The 20,854-nt window shown below is 67.9% G+C and carries 19 protein-coding genes; 8 read left to right on the top strand and 11 right to left on the bottom strand.

All coding sequences use genetic code 11. The annotated features are described in order from the left end of the window. The 4 genes from ARC78_RS12610 to ARC78_RS12625 all read right to left on the bottom strand — a co-directional run. Window positions 1–220: nucleotidyltransferase family protein (locus tag ARC78_RS12610; RefSeq protein ID WP_158499988.1), on the bottom strand; the 220-nt coding region annotated here is incomplete at its 3' end. Further along, a complete protein-coding gene (locus ARC78_RS12615) occupies window positions 217–1,230 on the bottom strand; it encodes an aminoglycoside phosphotransferase family protein (RefSeq protein ID WP_054658603.1) in 1,014 nt (337 codons plus the stop codon). The genes ARC78_RS12610 and ARC78_RS12615, both read right to left, overlap by 4 nt. Window positions 1,231–1,280: 50 nt before the next feature. Beyond that, the gene (locus ARC78_RS12620; RefSeq protein ID WP_054658605.1) at window positions 1,281–1,550 is read right to left on the bottom strand and encodes a GlsB/YeaQ/YmgE family stress response membrane protein; all 270 of its coding nucleotides are present in this window, start codon (window positions 1,548–1,550) and stop codon (window positions 1,281–1,283) included. A gap of 72 nt (window positions 1,551–1,622) precedes the next feature. After that, a complete protein-coding gene (locus tag ARC78_RS12625) occupies window positions 1,623–3,116 on the bottom strand; it encodes a M20 family metallopeptidase (protein ID WP_054658607.1) in 1,494 nt (497 codons plus the stop codon). 195 nt (window positions 3,117–3,311) lie between these two features. Here ARC78_RS12625 and ARC78_RS12630 point away from each other — a divergent pair, with 195 nt between their 5' ends. After that, window positions 3,312–3,644 (top strand): ComEA family DNA-binding protein, encoded by a 333-nt coding sequence (locus ARC78_RS12630; RefSeq protein ID WP_054658609.1) that lies wholly within the window; start codon window positions 3,312–3,314, stop codon window positions 3,642–3,644. Window positions 3,645–4,088: 444 nt separating this feature from the next. On the opposite strand, the gene ARC78_RS12635 is transcribed toward ARC78_RS12630, so the two are convergent. Next, complete coding sequence (locus tag ARC78_RS12635) at window positions 4,089–5,492, bottom strand: GntP family permease (protein ID WP_054658611.1); 1,404 nt, start codon at window positions 5,490–5,492, stop codon at window positions 4,089–4,091. A gap of 160 nt (window positions 5,493–5,652) precedes the next feature. Here ARC78_RS12635 and ARC78_RS12640 point away from each other — a divergent pair, with 160 nt between their 5' ends. Together ARC78_RS12640 and ARC78_RS12645 are read left to right on the top strand one after the other, a co-directional pair. Then, window positions 5,653–7,893: a TonB-dependent receptor gene (locus ARC78_RS12640; RefSeq protein WP_057506420.1), complete on the top strand. Its 2,241-nt coding sequence runs from the start codon at window positions 5,653–5,655 to the stop codon at window positions 7,891–7,893. Window positions 7,894–8,009: 116 nt separating this feature from the next. After that, a complete protein-coding gene (locus tag ARC78_RS12645) occupies window positions 8,010–11,366 on the top strand; it encodes a hybrid sensor histidine kinase/response regulator (RefSeq protein WP_057506421.1) in 3,357 nt (1,118 codons plus the stop codon). Between the two features lie 51 nt (window positions 11,367–11,417). Here ARC78_RS12645 and ARC78_RS12650 read toward each other — a convergent pair whose 3' ends face one another. Together ARC78_RS12650 and ARC78_RS12655 are read right to left on the bottom strand one after the other, a co-directional pair. Further along, entirely contained in the window at window positions 11,418–11,780 is a 363-nt protein-coding gene (locus ARC78_RS12650) for a carboxymuconolactone decarboxylase family protein (protein WP_054660534.1), read from the bottom strand. A gap of 42 nt (window positions 11,781–11,822) precedes the next feature. Then, window positions 11,823–12,131 carry an ArsR/SmtB family transcription factor gene (locus ARC78_RS12655; RefSeq protein ID WP_054660536.1) on the bottom strand — a complete coding sequence of 103 codons (309 nt, stop codon included), beginning with the start codon at window positions 12,129–12,131 and terminating at the stop codon, window positions 11,823–11,825. A 119-nt stretch (window positions 12,132–12,250) separates the two neighbouring features. Here ARC78_RS12655 and ARC78_RS12660 point away from each other — a divergent pair, with 119 nt between their 5' ends. Genes ARC78_RS12660 through ARC78_RS12670 form a run of 3 tightly spaced genes read left to right on the top strand, consistent with a single transcriptional unit; the run spans window position 12,251 to window position 13,970 of the window. Then, window positions 12,251–13,141, top strand: a complete 891-nt coding sequence (locus ARC78_RS12660) for an MBL fold metallo-hydrolase (protein ID WP_096144976.1) — start codon at window positions 12,251–12,253, stop codon at window positions 13,139–13,141. Further along, window positions 13,138–13,551, top strand: a complete 414-nt coding sequence (locus ARC78_RS12665; RefSeq protein WP_057506423.1) for a YeeE/YedE family protein — start codon at window positions 13,138–13,140, stop codon at window positions 13,549–13,551. Before ARC78_RS12660 ends, ARC78_RS12665 begins: the two co-directional genes overlap by 4 nt. Next, the gene (locus ARC78_RS12670) at window positions 13,548–13,970 is read left to right on the top strand and encodes a DUF6691 family protein (protein WP_054660562.1); all 423 of its coding nucleotides are present in this window, start codon (window positions 13,548–13,550) and stop codon (window positions 13,968–13,970) included. Before ARC78_RS12665 ends, ARC78_RS12670 begins: the two co-directional genes overlap by 4 nt. A gap of 13 nt (window positions 13,971–13,983) precedes the next feature. Here the strand turns inward: ARC78_RS12670 and ARC78_RS12675 are convergent, their stop codons facing one another. Next, window positions 13,984–14,649 carry a response regulator transcription factor gene (locus tag ARC78_RS12675; protein WP_054660564.1) on the bottom strand — a complete coding sequence of 222 codons (666 nt, stop codon included), beginning with the start codon at window positions 14,647–14,649 and terminating at the stop codon, window positions 13,984–13,986. A gap of 14 nt (window positions 14,650–14,663) precedes the next feature. Further along, window positions 14,664–15,461 (bottom strand): 3-hydroxybutyrate dehydrogenase, encoded by a 798-nt coding sequence (locus ARC78_RS12680; RefSeq protein ID WP_057506424.1) that lies wholly within the window; start codon window positions 15,459–15,461, stop codon window positions 14,664–14,666. A gap of 113 nt (window positions 15,462–15,574) precedes the next feature. Between ARC78_RS12680 and ARC78_RS12685 the strand changes: the two genes are divergently transcribed. After that, the gene (locus ARC78_RS12685) at window positions 15,575–17,407 is read left to right on the top strand and encodes a D-(-)-3-hydroxybutyrate oligomer hydrolase (protein ID WP_241772741.1); all 1,833 of its coding nucleotides are present in this window, start codon (window positions 15,575–15,577) and stop codon (window positions 17,405–17,407) included. Between the two features lie 108 nt (window positions 17,408–17,515). After that, a complete protein-coding gene (locus tag ARC78_RS12690) occupies window positions 17,516–18,109 on the top strand; it encodes a HutD/Ves family protein (protein ID WP_054660776.1) in 594 nt (197 codons plus the stop codon). Window positions 18,110–18,261: 152 nt separating this feature from the next. Here the strand turns inward: ARC78_RS12690 and ARC78_RS12695 are convergent, their stop codons facing one another. Beyond that, the gene (locus tag ARC78_RS12695) at window positions 18,262–19,872 is read right to left on the bottom strand and encodes a sulfite reductase subunit alpha (protein ID WP_057506425.1); all 1,611 of its coding nucleotides are present in this window, start codon (window positions 19,870–19,872) and stop codon (window positions 18,262–18,264) included. Then, the gene (locus tag ARC78_RS12700; RefSeq protein ID WP_096144972.1) at window positions 19,869–20,843 is read right to left on the bottom strand and encodes an FAD:protein FMN transferase; all 975 of its coding nucleotides are present in this window, start codon (window positions 20,841–20,843) and stop codon (window positions 19,869–19,871) included. The genes ARC78_RS12695 and ARC78_RS12700 overlap by 4 nt, the downstream gene beginning before the upstream one ends. Between the last annotated feature and the right edge of the window lie 11 nt (window positions 20,844–20,854).

The following is a 20,854-nucleotide window of genomic DNA, read 5'->3' on the forward strand; positions in this document are numbered from 1 at the left end:
GCCGCAGATTCCAACGGCTGCCATCGCCGAGTTGCTGTGGAAACTGCGCGGCCAGCCAACTGGTGTTGATCACCACCTCATGGATTCCGAGCGCGGCCAGGCGTTGCAGATGCCATTCGATCAGCCGCTTGCCGGCTACGGCCAGCAGCGGTTTGGGCGTGTGGTCGGTGAGCGGGCGCATGCGCTCGCCCAGCCCTGCCGCAAAAATCAGGGATTTCATGGGATTTCCCGGGCCGCCAATGCAGGTTTGATCAGCGACTCCAGCAGCGCGGCCAGTGGCGCCAGCTGCGGATGACGCGGCAGCACTTCTTCCAGATAGGCGATGAAGCGCGGCACGTCGGCGAGGTACTTGGATTTGCCGTCGCGGTAATGCAGCCGCGCGAAGATGCCCAGGATCTTCAGATGGCGCTGCACGCCCATCCAGTCGGCATCGCGCAGGAACACCGGCAGCGGTGGCACCGGGATGCCGGCGGCCTGCGCGCGCTGGTGGTAGTGCGTCAGCCAGCCGTCCACGCGCTGCAGCGGCCAGCTGAGGAAGGCGTCCTTGAACAGGCTGATCGCGTCATAGGCCACCGGTCCGCGTACCGTGTCCTGGAAATCCAGCACCGCCGGGCCGTCTGCCACCGGCATCAGGTTGCGCGGCATGAAGTCGCGGTGCACCAGCACGCGGGCCTGTGCGTGGGCGTTGTCCATCAGCCGGCGCTGCACCAGCTCCAGCTGTTCGGACTGGTCGCAGTCCAGGGTGATGCCGAGGTGGCGGCCGAGGAACCATTCCTCGAACAGCCCCGCGTCGCGTTGCAGCAGGGCCTCGCCGAACTCGCCCATCCCCGCCGGTGCGGGGATCCGCTGGATCGCCAGCAGCTGGCTGATCGCCGCATCGAAATGCGCATCGGCGTTGTCCGCGTCCAGGACCAGCGCCAGGGTCGGACCGCCGAGGTCTTCCAGCAGCAGGAAACCGTTGTCCACGTCACGCTGCAGCACCTGCGGCACACGCACACCATGGTGTTGGAACAGGTCATGGATGCGCAGCCACGGACGCACATCCTCCTTGTCCGGCGGCGAGTCCATCACGATGCGGCTGGCGCCGGTGCCCTGGCTGCGCCAGTAGCTGCGGAAGCCGGCATCGACGGAGGCGCGATGCACGGTGGCGGTGGCATCGCCCAGCGCATGACGCGCCCAGTCCAGACGTTGCTGCGCGCGGAGATCTTCGGAGGAGATATCAGGGGTCATCAGGCAGAGGGTTGCCTGCCCGGTGGGACAGGCGCAAAAGGAGTCAGGACTCAGCGCTTGCCGCTGACCAGGCGCAACAGCGCAAGGATGGCGACGGCGCCGAGGATGGCGCCGAGGAAACCGGCCGGTTGCCCGGCGGTGTACCAGCCCATCTCGCGACCGAACCAGCCGGCGAACACCGCCCCGGCGATGCCGAGCACGAGGGTCAGCAGGCAGCCCATGCGGTTGTTGCCGGGCATGAAAAAGCGCCCGAGCAGGCCGACAACGAAGCCGATCAGGATGATGTACAGCCAGCTGTCGCTGCCAAACAGTCCGCTCATGTGCCCGCCTGCCATAAAGAAAGACGCAGCCTAGCAAGGCAAGGCTGCGTCCGTCATCAAGCGCTCAGGCGCTCAGCAGCAGCCGTGGCCGCCGTGGCGGGTGCCGCTGTCGGCAGCCACCGGCGAACCGCTGGTCTCGCCACGCAGGCTGGCGGCGTGGTGGTCGAACAGCACCTTGGACACGCAGGAGGTGACGCGCTTGCCCATCGGGATGTGCAGGAACTCGTTCGGACCGTGGGCATTGGAATGCGGGCCCAGCACGCCGGTGATCATGAACTGCGCACCCGGGAACTTTTCGCCCAGCATGCCCATGAACGGGATCGAGCCACCTTCGCCCATGTACATGGCCGGCTTGCCGAAGAACGCCTGGCTGGCATCGTCGATCGACTTCTCCAGCCACGGCGCCATCGCCGGCGCGTTCCAGCCGGTGGAGGCCTTTTCCAGCTCCAGGCTGACGTGGGCACCGTTCGGCGGGTCACGCAGCAGGGCTTCCTTCAGCAGTTCGCCGCAGGCCTTGCCATTGGCGGTGGGCGGCAGGCGCAGCGACAGTTTCACCGAGGTTTCCGGACGCAGCACGTTGCCCGCCGATTCCAGCGGCGGCATGCCACCGATGCCGGTGACCGACAGCGCCGGGCGCCAGGTGCGGTTGAGCACCAGTTCGGTCAGCTCATCGCTCATCGGCTTGAGGCCGTCGACCAGCGGGAACTTGTCGAAGATGGCGGTATCGACCACGTCGGCGGCGCGCTTGGCCTGTTCCAGGCGCTCGGCCGGGATCTCGGTGTGCAGGCCGTCGAGCAGGATGCGGCCGGTGTTCTCGTCCTCGATGCGCGACAGCAGCTGGCGCAGCAGGCGGAAGCTGGACGGCACCACACCGGAGGCATCGCCGGAGTGCACGCCCTCGTTGAGCACCTTGACCGTGAAGTTGCCGCCAGTCAGGCCGCGCAGCGAGGTGGTGCACCACAGCTGGTCGTAGTTGGCGCAGCCCGAATCCAGGCACACCACCAGCGACGGCTGGCCGATACGCTCGGCCAGGTGGTCGACGTAAGCCGGCAGATCGTAGGAACCGGATTCCTCGCAGGCCTCGATCAGGATCACGCAGCGGGCGTGCGGCAGACCCTGTTCCTGCAGCGCGAGAATGGCGGCCAGCGAGCCGAAGATCGCGTAGCCGTCGTCGGCACCGCCGCGGCCGTACAGCTTGTCACCGCGCAGCACCGGCTTCCACGGACCGAGGTCGTCGTCCCAGCCGGTCATTTCCGGCTGCTTGTCCAGGTGACCGTAGAGCAGCACGGTGTCGTCGCCGGTTTCCGGGCCGGTTGCCGGGATTTCCAGGAAGATCAATGGAGTACGGCCTTCCAGGCGGACCACTTCGACCAGCAGACCGGGGATGTTCTGTGCCTTGGCCCAGCGCTCCATCAGGTCCACCGCCTGGTCCATGTAGCCATTGGCGACCCAATTGGCGTCGAACATCGGCGACTTGTTGGGGATGCGGATGTAATCGACCAGTTGCGGGACGATATCGGTGTCCCACTTGTCGCTGAGAAATTGGCCGATCTTGGCGCTGTCCATCTGGAACTCCGGTAGCAATGTCAGGTGCAACCATTCTACGCCGACGGCTTGTAGGGTTTTTCCTACACGCGATCGGGTAGTTCGCTGGCTGTGTCACAGCGGTGTGACGGATACGCTGTGTTCACGTGGCGCGGGACACTGGTCTGGCCGGCGGGGATGCCGGCAACTCCAATCCAAACCACAAGGAATGCAGCGATGAAGCTTTTTACCGTGACGCTCAAGTCATTGGTTCTGGCGTTGTTGTTGACCGCATCGGCGTATGCCACGGACAAGGTCGACATCAATACCGCCTCTGCGGCGGAGCTGGACCGGGTATTGGTGAATGTCGGCCCAGCGAAGGCGCAGGCAATCGTCGATCACCGACAGGCAAACGGACCCTTCAAAAGCGTCGAGGAACTGGCGCTGGTCAAGGGGATCGGATTGAAGACGGTCGAACGGAATCGGGACCAGATCGAAGTGGGGGCCGGAGCTGCCCCCGCCAAGAAGGCTGCCACGACGGCGGCTGCCAGACCGATAGAGCGGCGCTGAGCGGAACGGAATCGCATGAGACCACAGAGGGACAGGTGGTCCAGGGAGCCCGATCGAGCCGGATGCTCACAGGCAGGATGCCGGGGGAAGGCAGGATGCCAACATGGATGTAGAGATCGCCTGGTGATGCACAGTGACGTGCAGCCGGGCGATTTTTTTTGGGGCTTATGCAGGCGGCGGAGCGTGGATCTGCCAGGCGGCCGATAGGGGGCAGCGGTGCCCGGGGATGGGAGCCCCTGCGTCCGGACCGGTGCATCTGGCCAGCATGGGGAGGCGGCGCGCTGGCGCAGCGATTGCCCGGGTGATACCAATGCGCAGGCCGGCACGTGGCCGGCGTGTCTGCACGATTCCCGACGCGCGATGGCAGAGCCGTCCCCATGGCGACGGTCTGTGGCTGACCCGGATGGTGCACGCCCTGGGAGCCAGGGCGAGCTCAGCGCCGGATCAGACCAGCCCGGTGGCGTAGTAGACGCCGATGATCGCAAACACCGCCAGGGTCTTGATGACGGTGATGGCGAAGATGTCCTTGTAGGACTGGCGATGGGTCAGGCCGGTCACCGCCAGCACGGTGATCACCGCGCCATTGTGCGGCAGGGTATCCATGCCGCCGGAGGCCATCGCCGCCACGCGGTGCAGCACCTCCATCGGAATGCCGGCGGCCTGTGCGTTGGCGATGAAGCTGTCGGCCATCGCCGCCAGCGCGATGGACATGCCGCCGGAGGCCGAGCCGGTGATACCGGCCATCGCCGTCACCGACACCGCTTCGTTGACCAGCGGATTGGGGATCGAGCCCAGCGCGTTGGCCACGACCAGAAAGCCGGGCAGGGCGGCAATCACCGCGCCAAAACCATATTCCGAGGCAGTGTTCATCGAGGCCAGCATGGCGCCGCCGATGGCCGACTTGGTGCCCTCGGCAAACGCGCTGACCACCGGCTTCCAGGCGAAGGCGATCACGCTGAGGATGCCCACCAGCAGCGCGCCCTGTACCGCCCAGATGGCGGCCATCTTCGACACTTCCTGGACCACCGGTGCCGGATTGCCGATCACCGCCGGGATGAAGGACTGGCTTTCACCGTAGAAACCGGGAATCCAGCGGGTGAACAGGTAGTTGGAAACGCCGACCAGCAACAGCGGCAGCAGCGCCACCGCCGGATGGGCCAGCGCTTCGCCGCGGAAGGGCTCCGGTTCGTTGAGCAGCGGCGCGCTGCCGGCATAGCCTTCGCCGGCGGCCATTGCGGCGCGGCGGCGCCATTCCAGATAGCCCATGCCCAGCGCCAGGATGATCACCGTCCCAATCACGCCCAGCGTCGGTGCGGCCCAGCTGGTGGTGCCGAAGAAGCTGCTGGGAATGATGTTCTGGATCTGCGGCGTGCCCGGCAGCGCGTCCATGGTAAAGGTGAAGGCGCCCAGCGCGATGGTGCCGGGAATCAGCCGCTTGGGGATATTGCTCTGGCGGAACAGCTCGGCGGCGAACGGGTAGACCGCAAACACCACCACGAACAGCGACACGCCGCCGTAGGTGAGCAGACCGCAGACCAGCACGATGGAGAGCATCGCCCGCTGTGCGCCGACCAGCTTGATGGTCGCACTGACGATGGATTTGGAAAAACCCGAGATCTCGATCAGCTTGCCGAACACCGCGCCGAGCAGGAACACCGGGAAGTACAGCTTCAGGAACCCGACCATCTTGTCCATGAACAGCCCGGTGAACATCGGCTGGACCAGCGACGGATCGGTCAGCAGCACCGCGCCCAGCGCCGCCACCGGCGCGAACAGGATCACGCTGTAGCCACGGTAGGCCACGAACATCAGGAAGCACAGGGCCGCCAATACGATCAGAAACGACATCCACGGCTCCCGGCCAATCACGTTGCCGGCGAGTATCCGCAGCCCGGACCGGGCGGCCCACTGTACGAAGGGACGATACGCGGCCGCCTAACGTCCCGTTAACGTGCGCAGCATGGCGGCATCCGCATGCCGCTACGTCATACCCGGGAGGAGGGAGACAATGAAGCGCAAGTATCTGAGCATGGCCATCGGTGGCATCCTGCTGGCGCCGGCCGCATTCGTGCAGGCACAGGAACAGAAGGCCGTACCAGCCGGCACCCAGGCCACGCAGCTGGACGAGGTGACCGTCACCGCACGCCGCCGCAGCGAGTCCATCCAGGACGTGCCGGTGGCGGTGAGCGCCTTCGGCGAGGAGCAGATCAAGGATCTGCAGGCCTCGACCGTGGAAGGGCTGCAGGGCGCCGTTCCGAACATGAACATCGCCCAGGGCCGTGGTTCGGCCAACAGTGTCAACGTCTTCATCCGCGGCATCGGCCAGCCCGACGCGCTGCAGACCTTCGATCCGGGCGTGGGCATGTACGTCGATGACGTCTACTACTCGCGCATCAACGGTGCACTGTTCTCGCTGTTCGACATCCAGCAGCTGGAAGTGCTGCGCGGCCCGCAGGGCACCCTGTACGGCAAGAACTCCACCGGTGGCGCGATCAAGCTGACCACCAAGAATCCGTTCGACAACGAAGGCGGCGCGGTGGAAGTCACCGCCGGTGACTATGGCCGTCTGGAAGGCCGCTTCTATGTGTCGGGCAAGTTGAGTGACACCGTGGCTGCCAGCATCGCCGGGGCCAAGATCACCAACGACGGCTACGTGAAGGATGCCGTTACCGGCAAGCACTACAACGATGACGACACCGAGGCGCTGCGCCTGAAGCTGGCATTCAAGCCGACCGACAATTTCAGTGCGGTGCTGTCGCTGGATACCACCCGGCAGGATGCGGCCTTGACGCTGGGCCGGCCGATGGCGCCGCTGCTGCAGACCAGTCTGGCCCCGGCCGGCGTGATCGTGCTGCAGCCGGGCGAAACCGGTGAATGGAACCGTCGTGCGCAGACCTCGTTCACCGATGGCCAGGGACAGTACCTGAAGCACTCCGGTGCGTCGCTGGCGATGGACTGGGACATCAATGAACAGTGGATGCTCAAGAGCATCAGTTCCTACCGCAAGCTCAAGACCCAGTCGTACATCGACATCGACGCCTCCGAATACGAACTGGGCGACGTGCTGGTGGCGCTGGACCAGGACCAGCGCAGCCAGGAGTTCCAGCTGCATTACGACAACGGTTCCAACGTGCATGCCACCTTCGGTGCGTACTACATGAAGGAGAACGTGCCGTCGTACCAGGAAGCCTACGCCGATGACCTGTTCTCCTTCCTGGGCGCCAAGGTGCCGTTCCTGCGCACGATCCGGGACGACCTGAGCACCACCTCGACCGCCGCGTTCGCCCATCTGAACTGGGAGTTCGTACCGACCTGGACCGTGGCCGCCGGCGTGCGCTGGACCAAGGACAAAAAGGATTACGAACGCTCCACCAGCACCTTCTGGGGTGCCCCGTTCGCCAGCCTCAATGGAACGGTGGCGTTCGATGCCAGGGCCTCGTGGACGGCGGTAACGCCGTCGGTCAGCCTGCAGAAGGAATTCAGCGACGACCTGATGGGCTATGTGTCGGCCAACCGCGGCTTCAAGTCGGGCGGCTTCAATGGCCGCGCCAATACCGTCTATGACACCCAGAACGCCAAGTTCGATCCGGAATACGTGTGGACCTACGAGCTGGGCCTGAAGGGCAGCTCAGCCGACCGCCGTTTCCGCGGCAGCGCGGCGGCGTTCTATAGCAACTACAGCGACTTCCAGGCCCGTGTGTCGCAGGACGTGGGTACCTTCCCGGTGCTCAACGCGGCCAAGCTCAACATCAAGGGCATCGAGCTGGAAGGCAGTGCGCTGCTGGGCGAGGCCACCACGCTGAGCGCGCAGCTGGGCTGGATGGACGCCAAGTACGACAAGTTCGAGGACTTCCGCCTGGATCCGTCCTACCCGGGTTTCGATCCGAACGTGAGCCACGACCACGTGCCGTTCTCGCCGGACTGGACCGCCCGCGTCGCCCTGCAGCATGTGTTCTCGCTGGGTGACAACGGCAACCTGACCTTCGGCGGGGATGTCTCCTACCGGGGTGACACCTGGCTGTCGGTGGACAACCGTGCAGTGCTCAGCCAGGACGCCTATACGCTGGTCGGCGCCTACGGCGTGTGGGATTCGCCGCAGATGGCCTGGCAGATCCGCGCCGGTGTGCGCAACCTGACCGACAAGCAGTACAAGACCGAAGGCCAGGAGTTCGCCAGCGTCGGCAACATCCAGACCGCCTACTACGGTCTGCCGCGCAACTGGTACATGTCGGTGCGTTACAACTTCTGATCGGCTGATCGGAAGCAACCTCGGGCGGCGGCATGTCTGACGGCATGCCGCCGCTCTCGTATTCTGTGTCCGCCTCCGCCGATGGGGGCGATCAACGGCAAGGGGATGCGGCAGGCATGTTGAGTCTGGTCACGGTGGCGCTGGCGGGGCTGGCCTGGCTGGCGCTGATGTTCGGCACGGCGCTGTACGGCGAGCGGCGTCCGGCCGCGTTCGCACGGCATTGGCGGCATGTGTATGCGCTGTCGCTGGCGGTGCACTGCACCTCGTGGACCTTCTACGGCACGGTGACCCAGGCCAAGCGCTATGGCTGGCCGCTGCCGCCGACCTTCGTCGGCGCGATCCTGTTCTATGCGCTGGCCATGGGGGTGATGGTGCGGCTGGTGCGGCTGGCGCGCGAGACCAACGCCACCTCGCTGGCCGACCTGATCGCCGCACGGCTGGGACGCGATGCATGGCTGGCGGCCACGGTCACGCTGGTGACGGTGCTGGGCCTGATTCCCTATATCGCGCTGCAGCTCAAAGCGGTGGCGATGAGCTTCAGCATGATCACCTTCCGCTCCGCCGATGCCGGCCAGGGCGGGGCGCTGTGTCACGACAGCGCGCTGTATGTGGCGCTGGCGATGGCGCTGTTCGCGATGCTGTTTGGTGCGCGCCGGGCCAGTGTTTCCGAACACAACCGCGGGCTGGTGCTGGCGATGGCGGTGGAGTCGCTGTTCAAGCTCACCGCGATGCTGGCGCTGGGCGCGTTTGTCTGGTTCGGGCTGGGGGATCTGCCGGCGGCCGCCGTGGCGCCATCCCCTTCGCCGGCCCCGGCCCCGGCCGGCGGTTTCGTCCCGCTGGTGCTGCTGGGCGGACTGGCGATGTTCCTGCTGCCGCACCAGTTCCATGTCGGGGTGGTGGAGTGCCGGGATCCGGCCGATGTGCGCACCGCGCGCTGGCTGTTTCCGCTGTACCTGCTGCTGATCGCGTTGCCGATCCTGCCGCTGGCCCGCGCCGGCACCGCGCTGCTGGGCGATACGGTGCCCAGCGACATGTACACCCTGGCGCTGCCATTCGCCGCCGGCCATGAGGGTATCGCGCTGTTCGCATTCCTCGGTGGCCTGAGCGCAGCCACCGGCATGGTGGTGGTGAGCACGCTGACGCTGAGCCTGATGATCGGCAACCACTGGTTCGCGCCGGGGCTGCTGCGCGGGGTGTGGGCGCGCGCCGGCGGCGGCGACCACCGCGGCGAGCTGCTGTGGCTGCGGCGCACCGGCATCTGCGTGATCATGCTGCTGGCCTGGGCTTACAGCCGGTTGATCGGCGGTGGCAACGTGCTGGCCGATATCGGTGCGGTGTCGTTCTCGGCGCTGGCCACCCTGCTGCCAGTGCTGGGGTTTGCGATCTGGCGGCCGCAGACGCCGCCGCGCGCGGCCATTGCCGGGGTGCTGGCCGGTTTCGTCACCTGGGCGTGGGTGCTGCTGGTGCCGTCGCTGCTGGAAGGCGGCGGACATGCGCCGTCGTGGTTGGCGCACGGGCCCTTCGGCTGGCACTGGCTGGCGCCGGAAGCGCTGTTCGGCCTCACCGGCTGGAGCCCGCTGGGCCGCGCGGTGGGGGCCAGTTTCTTTGTGGGGACGGCGGTGACGCTGCTGGCGATGGTGTGGCGGCGCGACACCCCGCATCGCGCCAGCCGCAATCTGGATGCCGATACTCTGCGTGATGCCGGTCGCCGGTTCCTGCCGCACGAGCGGGTGGAACTGCTGCTGGCCGAGGCGCCGCGCAACGGCGCGGTACCGGCGTCGATCGAGGCGCAGATCGAGCGCGAGCTGTCGGCGGTGCTGGGTGCGGCGTCGGCGCGGCTGCTGCTGGATGCAGCGCGCAAGGAAAGCGGACAGCTGGCCACGGTGGCGGCGATCGTCAGCGAAGCGTCACTGGATCTGCGTTTCAACCAGCAGGTGTTGCAGGCGGCGCTGCAGAACATGAGCCAGGGCATCAGCGTGATCGACCGCGAGCAGCGGCTGGTGGCATGGAACCGGCGCTATGCGCGCATGTTCAGCTTTCCGGAGGAGCTGCTGCAGGTCGGGCGGCCGATCGGCGATCTCACCGCGTGGGCACTGGAGCGGATGCCGGCGCGCGGGCAGGGCGAAAAAGCCGCCGAGCGGCGTCTGGCCTTCATGCGTGCCGGCACCGCACACCTGACCGAGCGGGTATTTCCCGATGGCAGCATCGTCGAGATCCGCGGCAACCCGATGCCGGGGGGCGGCTTCGTGGCCACCTTCACCGATGTCACCGCATTCCGCCGCAACGAGCGCGAACTCAAACGCAGCAACGAGACGCTGGAGCAGCGCGTTGGTGAGCGCACCGCGCTGCTGGAATCGGCCAAGCGCGAGGCCGAGCGCGCCAACGATGCCAAAAGCCGCTTCCTGGCCGCGGTCGGCCACGATCTTCTGCAGCCGCTGCATGCTGCGCACCTGTTTACCGACACGCTGGCGCAACAGGTGGAAGCGCCGCAGCAGAAGCAGGCGGTGGTGCAGATCCGCGGCGCGCTGGATTCCACCACCGATCTGTTGACCGGCCTGTTCGACATGTCGCGCCTGGAGGCCGGGGGGCTGGTACCCCAGCCGCGCGCGCTGCCGCTGGCCGAAGTGCTCGATCCGCTGGCCTCGGAATTCCGCGCGCTGGCCAACGCGCGCGGGCTGCGCTTCGGTTACGTCTCCACCGGCGCCTGGGTGCACAGCGATCCGCAGCTGCTGCGGCGGGTGCTGCAGAACTTCCTGGCCAACGCGGTGCGGTATACCGCCCGTGGGGGCGTGCTGCTGGGCGTACGTCGCCACGGGCAGACGCTGCGGGTGGAGGTGCATGACACCGGGCCGGGCATTGCCGATTCCGAACGCGCGGCGATCTTCGAGGAATTCCGCCGTGGCGAGGATGCCGCCGGACAGGGGCTGGGACTGGGACTGGCGATCGCCGACCGCATTGCCGGCCTGCTTGATGCGCCGCTGTCGCTGCGCAGCCGGGTCGGCCATGGCACCGTGTTCGGAGTGACGCTGCCGGCCGTGTCACGGCCGGTGCCGATGCCATCGCCGCCGTTGCCGCGCCCGGCGCCCGGCAGCGGACTGCCGGTGCTAGTGGTGGACAACGATCCGATGGCGTTGCAGGCGCTGGCGACACTGCTGCGCGGCTGGGGCTACACGGTGGCCGAGGCGGCCGGTGAGGCGCAGGCGGTGGCGGCGATGGAGCGCGAGGCGGCGAGCTTGTGGCTGTTCGACTACAACCTGGATGACGGCGATACCGGCACCGCGCTGCAGGCGCGGCTGGGCGAGCGCTTCGGACCGCGGCCAACGCTGATTCTCAGCGCCGATGACAGTCTGGCCACGCGCCGCGAGGTGATGGAGCTGGGTCTGACCCTGCTGCACAAGCCGGTGCGGCCACTGGCATTGAAGTCGATCATGGACCGCCTGCTGGCCTCGCACCGGCTGGCGGTGGTCACCTGACAGGTGGCATCGCAGCAGCCCGACCGCCAGGCCGGGCCGCTTGCGTCGGGTTCAGGCGGCGCCGGTCGCGTTACTGAACTCTTCATAGGCGGCCAAGGCGTTGGCCGCATACATCAGCGACGGGCCGCCGCCCATGTAGACCGCCACGCCCAGCATCTCGCGGAACTCTTCCGGTGTGGCGCCCAGGCGTACCAGCGCCTTGGCATGGAAGCCCAGGCAGCCGTCGCAGCGGTTGGCCACGCCGATGGCCATGGCGATCAGCTCCTTGGTCTTCTCATCCAGCGCACCGGGCGCCATCGCGGCCTTGGCCATGGCGTTGAAGCCTTGCATCACTTCGCTGTTGTGGGTGCGCAGCGCGGTGAGATTGCGCGAGATGTCGCGGGTCAGCTCGGTGTAGGACGGGGTGGCGGACATGGTGGTTTCCTTGGGTTGGGCGGGGGATGAGTAGGGCAGGGCTCAGCGGTGCGGCCTGTCCGCGCTGGCGTGTGCGCCGCAGTAGGCCGCGTGAAGCGCCTGCATCACGCCCAGTGCCGGGCTCTCGGCCAGCGAATAGAAGATGGTCTGTGCGTCGCGACGGGTCAGCACCAGCGCCTGTTCGCGCAGCACTGCCAGGTGCTGGGACAGCGCTGACATCGACAGATTCCCCAGCGCCTGCAGTTCGCCCACCGAGGCTTCGCCTTCCACCAGCCGGCACAGCACCCTGAGCCGGGCTGGATGGGCCAGCGATTTGAGCAGACGTGCCGCCTGTTCGGCATGCACGCCCATCTGTTCGTAGTCCTGGTTGCTCGGCGGTGCTGCGGCAGGGATCGACACCGGGGCTTGCTCTTATTTTTAGGATGATCTAATTTAGTATTTACTAAACAAAAAGGCAAATGGTGGCTTCGATGTCCCAGACAGTCATGGCTTCCCCCCAGGTCGAACCGTTCTTCGACAAGGACAGCGGCACCTTCACCTACGTGGTGCACGAGGGCGCGGGCGGTGCGGCGGCGATCATCGATCCGGTGCTGGACTACGATCCGGCCGGTGCACGTATCGCCACCCGCTCGGCCGAGGCGGTGCTGGCCTTCGTCCGCGCCCAGCGCCTGCGCGTCGAGTGGATCCTGGAAACCCACGCCCATGCCGATCATCTCAGCGCCGCGGGCTTCCTCGCCGACGAACTGCAGGCGCCGGTGGCGATCGGGCGGGGCATCATCCAGGTGCAGCAGCGCTTCAAGGAACTGTTCGGGCTGGGCGAGGAGTTCGTCGCCGACGGCCGCCAGTTCGACCGGCTGTTCGCCGACGGTGACCGTTTCAGTATCGGTGACCTGCAGGCGCGGGTGATCGCCACCCCCGGGCACACCGATGACAGCCTGACCTATGTGATCGGCGATGCCGCGTTCATCGGTGACACCGTGTTCGCGCCGGAAACCGGCACGGCACGCACCGACTTCCCCGGCGGTGACGCGCACCGGCTGTACGCCTCGATCCAGACGATCCTGGCGCTGCCGGCGAACACGCGCATCTTCCTGTGCCACGACTATCCGGGTGACCGCCGGGCGCCCGAACCGCAGACCAGCGCCGCGCACCAGCTTGAGCACAACGTGCATCTGAAAGATGGTGTGCAGGAGGCCGATTTCGTGCGCATGCGCCAGCAACGTGACGCCACGCTGGCGCCGCCGCGGCTGATCCTGCAGGCGCTGCAGGTGAACATCCGCGGGGGGCGCCTGCCCGAGCCCGACGCCAACGGCATCCGCTATTTCCGCCTGCCGCTGAACCAGCTGGGAGCACAAGCATGAGCGCCTGGCTGACGCCGCTGGCCGGCGGCATCCTGATCGGCCTGGCGGCGACCCTGCTGCTGTGGCTCAACGGCCGTATCGCCGGCATCAGTGGCATCGTCGGTGGCGTGCTGCTGCCGCGCGCCGGCGAAACCGCCTGGCGGGTGCTGTTCCTGCTCGGGCTGATCGGTGCCGGTGCGGCGTGGCTGCTGCTGGTACCCGGGGCCTATACGCCACGGCAGGGCTTTCCGGTGTGGATGCTGGTCGTTGCCGGCCTGCTGGTCGGTTTTGGCACCCGCATGGGCAACGGCTGCACCAGCGGCCATGGCGTGTGCGGACTGGGGCGGCTGTCACCGCGTTCCTTCGCGGCGGTGCTGACCTTCATGGCCACCGCGATCGTCACCACTTTTGTTGTGAGGCATCTGGCATGAATTCCTCCCGCACCCTGTTCGCCGCGTTGCTGTCCGGCGCGCTGTTCGGTCTGGGCCTGGCGGTATCGGGCATGACCGATCCGCTGCGCATCCTGGGCTTTCTGGATATCGCCGGGGATTTCGATCCGGCGCTGCTGTTCGTGCTCGGCGGGGCGGTGACCACCACGCTGGTGCTGTTCCGCTTCGTGCTCAAGCGGCCGGCGCCGGTGTTTGCCGGCAGCTTCCAGCTGTCTTCGCTGCGCACCCTGGACCGTCCGCTGCTGCTGGGCGCGGCCCTGTTCGGCATCGGCTGGGGCTTGGCCGGCTATTGCCCGGGCCCGGCGCTGGTCGGCCTGGGCGTGGCCTCACCGGAGGCGTTGTGGTTCGTGCCGGCGATGCTGGTCGGCATGTTGCTGCACCGGCTGCTGCGCGGCAGCTGAGGGAGGAGGCCGCTCAGGCCTCGATCTGGCGCGCCGGATCGCTCAGTTCCAGCTCGCGCAGCACCACGCTGGCCTGGGTGCGGTTGCGCACGCCCAGGCGCTCGAAGATCGCCGACAGATGCGCCTTGACCGTGCGTTCCTGCACCTCCAGGCGGTCGGCGATCTGCTTGTTGAGCAGGCCCTGCGCAACCAGCACCAGCACCCGGAACTGCTGCGGCGACAGGCTGGCCAAGCGCGCTGCCAGTTCGCTGTCGTGGCTGGAGGATTGCGCGCGCGACACCGCCGCGCGCAGCGAGGCCGGCAGCCACTGCTCGCAGGCCATCACGCAGCGGATGGCTTCGCGCAGTTCGTTCAGGCCCGAACTCTTGGGCAGGTAGCCGGCCGCGCCGTGATCGAGCGCGCGGCGCACCACGCGCGGATCGTCATTGGCCGAAACCACGATCACCGCCACTCCCGGATGCTGCGCGCGGATCGCCGCCAGCCCGGCCAGCCCGTGGTTGCCGGGCATGTGCAGGTCCAGCAGGATCAGGTCGGTTTCCGGTGCGGTATCGAGCGCGGCCAGCACCCCGTCCAGCGATTCGGCCTCGCGCACCTGCAAATCACTCATGGCTTCGCTGGCGGCCTGACGCAGTGCGGCGCGGAACAGCGGGTGGTCGTCGGCAATCAGCAGGGTCGGCATGGTCACGGTTCGGGTTACTGGGCGGTCCAGCCTCCGTCCATGGGCAGGGCGGCGGCGGTGACATTGTGGGCCTCGCGGCGGCAAAGCCAAACCACCATCGACGCGATGTCCTCGGGCAGGGACATGCGCAGGCTCGGCTGCTTCTCTTCCAGCAACGCACGCACGCCGTCCTCGCGGCTGCCACCGTTGCGGTGGGCCTGGATCTGCGGCTCGATCAGCGGCGTCTCCACCCAGCCCGGGCACACGCAGTTGACGGTGACGCCACCGCTGTCGCGGCTGCCGGCGCTGGCGTATTCCAGTGCGGCAACCTTGCTCAGGCCGACGATGCCGAATTTGCTGGCCACATACGGCGCCTTGTTCTTCGAGGCCACCAGCCCGTGCACCGAGGCGATGTTGACCACCCGGCCGTAGCCGCGTTCGGCCATGCCCGGCAGCGTCTGCTGCATGGTGTGGAAGGCGGCGCTGAGGTTGAGCGCGATGATGTCGTCCCACTTCTGCGCGGGCTGCTCGGCCAGCGGCGCGGCGTGCTGGATGCCGGCACAGTTCACCAGCACATCGATCGCGCCCCAGGCCTGCACCGCGTCAAGCAGGGTGCCGATCTCATCGGCACGACGCAGGTCGGCGGCAAAATGCCGCGCCTCGCTGCCGGTGGCAGCGACGCTGGCCAGCGCGCTGGCGATCTGCTCGGGCGTGCCCAGACCGTTGACCGCCACGCGCGCGCCGGCGGCCGCCAGCGCCTGGGCGATGGCCAGGCCGATGCCGGAGGTGCTGCCGGTCACCAGTGCGGTGCGGCCTTGCAGGAAACGGTCCATGGGGAAACTCCGGGGATAGGGGGAATGGCAGGAAACGTAGCAGCCGCGACGTGGCTCGCGCGTGGTACTTAAGTACGATGAGACGGCTGCGGCCGCTCTGCTAGGGTGCATCCATGAGCCAATCCCTGTTGCGTGCCGCCTGCGGCCTATTCGTCGGACTGAGCCTGGCCTCCTGCGCCAGCGGCCCGGTCTCCCAGCCCGTGGAGTCCTCCATGTTCAGCAACGAACTGCGCAGCGAGCATCGCGGCAGTGACGACCTGCTCACCGCCGGCCTGGGCCTGACCGGCCTGCGCAGCATGGTGCCGCCGGCCTTCGCCGATGCCACTGCACCGACGCCGGACGAGCTGCGTCGGCGCGCGCTGTGGGGCAGCTGGCGCGGTATCGCCGACCTGGCGCCCGGCGGTGGCTATGGCGAGCTGTTCGGCAGTCTTGAAAGCGTGCCCGGTCGCGAGTACTCGGCCTATGCGCGGCTGCCCGATGCGCGCCAGCCGCACCGCGTGCTGGCGCAGGTGCCGGACAATTTCAATCTGAGCAAGCGCTGTGTGCTGGTCGCTCCGGCCTCCGGTTCGCGCGGCATCTATGGCGCGGTGTCGGTGGCGGCGGCGTGGGGTCTGCCCAAGGGCTGTGCGGTGGTCTACACCGACAAGGGTGCCGGCAGCGATTACTACGACCTGGACGCGCAGATCGGTGTCCGCGCCAACGGCACGGTCGGTGCGCTGGGCGAGGCGGCCGATCTGGCGTTCGTGCCGGATGCCCCGGTCAACGCCTCGGGCGTGGCGTTCAAGCACGCCCATTCCAAGGACAACCCGGAGGCCGATTGGGGGCGCCATGTGAAGCAGGCGGCCGAGTACGCGCTGCTGGCGCTGGAACAGGCGTATCCGCAGGCCGCGCCGTTCACCTTCGACAACACCCGCATCATCGCCGTGGGGATTTCCAACGGCGGTGGCGCGGTGCTGCGCGCGGCGGAAATGGAGGGCGACTGGCTGGACGCGGTGGTAGCCGGCGAGCCGAGTGTCTATTCCGATGGCCCGGGTTCGCGCGCGCTGTACGACTACACCACCGAGGCGGCGCTGCTGATGCCGTGCGCGCAGCTGCATATGGACGATCTGCCGCAGCCGCCACTGACTGCCGCCTTGCAAGCCGGGGCCGCGCTGCGCTGCGCCACGCTGGCGGCCGAAGGTGTCATCGGCGGGGCCACGCCGGCGGCGCAGGCCAGAGCGGCCTATGAACTGATGCGCAGCAAGGGCTGGACCGATGAGGCGTTGCGCGCTGGCGCGCTGTCCACCGGCTTCGACCTGTGGCGCGCGGTCGCCGCGACCTATGCCTCGGCCTACGGCCGCTACGGCGTGGGCGAACACCCGTGCGGTTTCAGCTTTGCCGCGCAGAATCCGGATTTCTCCCCGCGCGTGGCCAGCGCCGCCGAGCGTGCGGCGTGGATCGCCGATGGCAGCGGCATTCCGCCCGGTGCCGGGGTCGGGCTGCTCGACAGCAAGGTGCAGCTGCCTGACCTGACCTACGCCGGCCTGAAGTGCCTGCGTGGGCTGTGGGACGGGCAGGGCGAGGCGGCCGGCCGCGTGCAGGCCGGTATCGCGGCGACCCGTGCCGGGCTGCCGCGTCAGGGCCTGCCGGTGATGGTGGTGCATGGCACCGACGACGGCCTGATCCCGCCGGCTTTCAGCAGCGCGCCCTATGTGGCCTCGGCCAAGGCCGCCGGGCGTGAGGTCAACTACTGGCAGGTCAAACACGTGCAGCACTTTGACGGCTTCCTCGGCCTGCCCGACTACGGTTCGCGCTACCTGCCGCTGCTGCCGTACGTCTATGCGGCGCTGGATCGCGTGCAGGCGCGGCTGGAGCACGGCAGCGCGCTGCCGGCCGATGCGGTGATCGCCACCACGCCCCGCGCAGGCAAGCCGTTGGCTGCCGAGAATCTCGCGATGCCGAAGTAACCGCCGTCGTTGTAGGAGCGATGCAAGTCGCGACCGGGCTTTATCGACAAAAGCTGTCGCGACTTGTGTCGCTCCTACAGCAGTGCCGGATGCTGGCATCATGCCGCGATGGAAATTCTGACTGCTCCCTCCCGCGTCATCCCCACCGTCGACTACCGGCGCGAACGCTGGCGCAACGGCCTGGGCTGGACCCGCGAGATCCTGCGTCTGCCCGGACAGGGCGACGACTGGCAGCTGCGGCTGTCGATCGCCGAGATCGAGCAGGATGCGGCCTTTTCCGCCTTCCCCGGTGTCGAGCGCGAGCTGGTGCTGCTGCAGGGCGAAGGTCTGCGGCTGCGCTTTGCCGATGGCCGCTGTGAAACGCTGTTGCCGCCGTATCAACGTCTGCGGTTTGCCGGCGAAGCTGAAATCAGCGGCGAGCTGGTCGACGGCACCACCAGCGACTTCAACCTGATGTGGCGCCGCGACGCGCTGCAGGCCGAGCTGCTGCACCGGCCGCTGGTCGGCAGCATGCTGTTCTTCACCGAGCCGCAGGTGGCCTGGGCGGTCCATCTGCTGGCCGGACAAGCCGAGTTCGAAGGCAACACCCTGCCGCCCCTGGCCGCCGGCGACACCGCCTGGCTCGCCGCCGGTGTACGCACACGGTTCGCCTTGAATGGCGGCGGCGAGCTGTTGGCGATCCGGGTGTCACCGGCGGCATGAAGGCGGCGCCTTCCCAATGCGGGAGGCTTTCCTCGCGGTACTGGATCATCCGCTGAAGGGTGAAACCCTGACGTGGCGCAACCAGCCGCTGGCGCTGGCGCGGATCCTCCGGCAACGGCTGCACCACATCTGAGCGCGCTGGCCGGGTTGGCTCAGTACACGTCGCGGCGATAGCGGCCGGCGATGCGCAGGGCTTCATGTGCGTCGCTGCCGAGGGCATCGGCGATCACCGCATCCACCGCCGGCGCCATGCCCTGCAGGCTGCCGCAGACCAGGATCGTCGCGCCCTGGTCGACCCAGTCGCGCAGCGCATCGGCATGGGCGGCCAGCGCATCCTGCACGTAATGGAAGCGGCCGCCATCGCGACTGAAAACCGTATCCAGCCGTTCGATCCAGCCCTCGCGCTGCCATTGCCGCAGCTCGTCGCCGAAGTGGAAATCGTGGGCGGCATTGCGCTCGCCCAACAGCAGCCAGTTGCGGCGCGCACCGGCCTCGACGCGGGCGCGCAGGTGCGCGCGCAGGCCGGCGATACCGGTGCCGTTGCCGACCAGGATCAGCGGCGCCTCCGCTGCCGGCGGATGGAAGTTGGCGTTGCCGCGCAGACGCAGGTCGATGACATCACCGGGCGTGGTGTAGTCGCACAGCCAGCCGCTGGCCAGTCCCGGTTGGCCGTCCGGTCGCCGCTGGCGCCGCAGCAGCAGCTGCAACGAGCCCTCCGAGGGCATCGAGGCGATGGAGTATTCGCGATGCGGCAACGGTTTGAGCGCCGCGGCCAGCGCCGCGAGGTCGCCGGTGTCGATCTGTTCGGGCAAGTGGCACGCGGCGAGGACCTCCTGCAGCGGGCGGCCATCGGCCAGCGTGGCGGTGACCGGCAGGCCGTGCGCATGCATCCATTGCGCGACGGTGCCGGCACTGTGGCGCGGACCGATTTCGGCGATATCACCGGCCTGCCATGCCGGCAGTTCCCCGGCGACGGGTTGCAGCTTCAGGTGGAAGACGGTGCCGCCGACACTGCCCGGATTGAGCGCCTGCCGCTGCTGCAAACGCCATTGCTGGTACTGCGGCGGAGCCCAGTCCGGCAGGTGGGCGACATCGCCGCCGAGCTGGCCGAGCAGCTGCTGCCAGTGGCGCAGCGCGTCCGCATCGGCGTTGTCCACGTCCACGGTATCGAACAGCGCCCGCGCGCCCTGTTCGCACAGCCAGTTGTCGAGCTGGTGGCCGAAGGCGCAGTAATGGTCATAGGTGCGGTCGCCCAGCGCCAGCACCGCGTACTGCAGCTGCGGTAGTGGCGTGGCGTTCTGCATCACCCGGCTGAGAAAGGCCAGGGCATGGTCGGGCGGATCGCCTTCGCCGGTGGTGCTGGCGACGAACAGCGCGGTGCGGATGCGGGCGAGCAGGGCGGCATCGACCTGGTCGAGCGCGCGCACGCGGACGGTGTGGCCGGCGGCGCGCAGGCTGTCTGCACTGCGTTCGGCCAGCTGCCGCGCAAAACCGGTCTGGCTGGCCCAGACCACCAGCAGCGGCGGCTCGCCGTCACCGCTGGCAACGTCCTTGCGCGAGCGCACGCGCCACCACAGCGCCGCGCAGGCGATGGCATAGATGGCGGCGGCAGCCAGCGCGGTGAACCACTGTGCGGGCAGGGGCGCGGCTAGCCACCAGCTCTCGCCCAGATGCAGACGCAGCAGCAACACGGCGATCAGCACCAGCACCAGGCCAACGGCGAGGTTGCCAATCAGTGGGCGGTTCACGCGTGGAGCACTCATTGCGTGTCTGCGTCCAGGTGCTGCTGGAACGCCGCCGTCATGGTTTCTTCCAGACCGTGCGGGCCGCGTGTGAGGAAGCGTGCGGCCAGGCCATGATCGGTGGCGAATGCCAGCCCCTGTGTTGCGCCCATCACCGTCAGTGCAGTGGCCCAGGCATCGGCGCGCATCGCTTCGCGCTCGATCACCGTCACCGCCGCGGCGGCGCGGGTTACCGGCGCGTGCGTGCGTGGATCAAGGGTGTGGCTGTAGGAAATGCCGTCCTGTTCATAGTGATGCCAGCGATCACCGGAGGTGGCGATGGCCAGATCATCCAAGGCCAGCACCCGCGGTGGATAGTCGGCGCCGGCGTCTTCTTCCGGAGCCGATTCGACCAGCACCCGCCACGGCTGGCCGTCGGGCTTGCGACCGTAGCCGTGCAGCTCGCCGCCCACTTCGACCAGCGCCGCTTCGACGCCGTTGCGGCGCAGCCAGCGGCTGACCAGATCCACGCCATAGCCCTTGGCGATGGCCGACAGGTCCAGTTGCAGCGCGCCGGGCTGCAGCGCGGCCTGCGCCGGTGCATCCAGTTGCAGCTTGTGCCAGCCGCAGCGGCCGGCGACCTCGGCCCGTTGCGCGGCATCGGGAACACGCTGCGCGCCGGCCTGGGCACCGAAGCCCCACAGTGCGACCAGCGGGCCGATGCTCGGATCGAACGCGCCATCGCTGCGTTCGGCGATATCATGCGCGGCGACCAGCACCTGCCAGAAGTCTTCCGGCAGCCGCTGCCAGCTGCCGGCGGCGGCGCGGTTGTAGCGGCTGATGTCCGACTCGGTTTCCCAGGTGCTCATCTGCGCCACGACCCGGTCCAGCTCTGCCTGGATGCCGGCATGCAGCGGATGCAGGTCGCGGCGGCGCGGGGCGACCAGCTTCACGCTCCAGCGGGTACCCATGGTGTGGCCGCCGAGGGCGGCGATGTCGGATTGGCTAGACATGGAGAGAGCGG

It is taken from the genome of Stenotrophomonas pictorum JCM 9942, from assembly GCF_001431585.1.
In the GTDB taxonomy this organism is placed as follows: domain Bacteria; phylum Pseudomonadota; class Gammaproteobacteria; order Xanthomonadales; family Xanthomonadaceae; genus Stenotrophomonas; species Stenotrophomonas pictorum.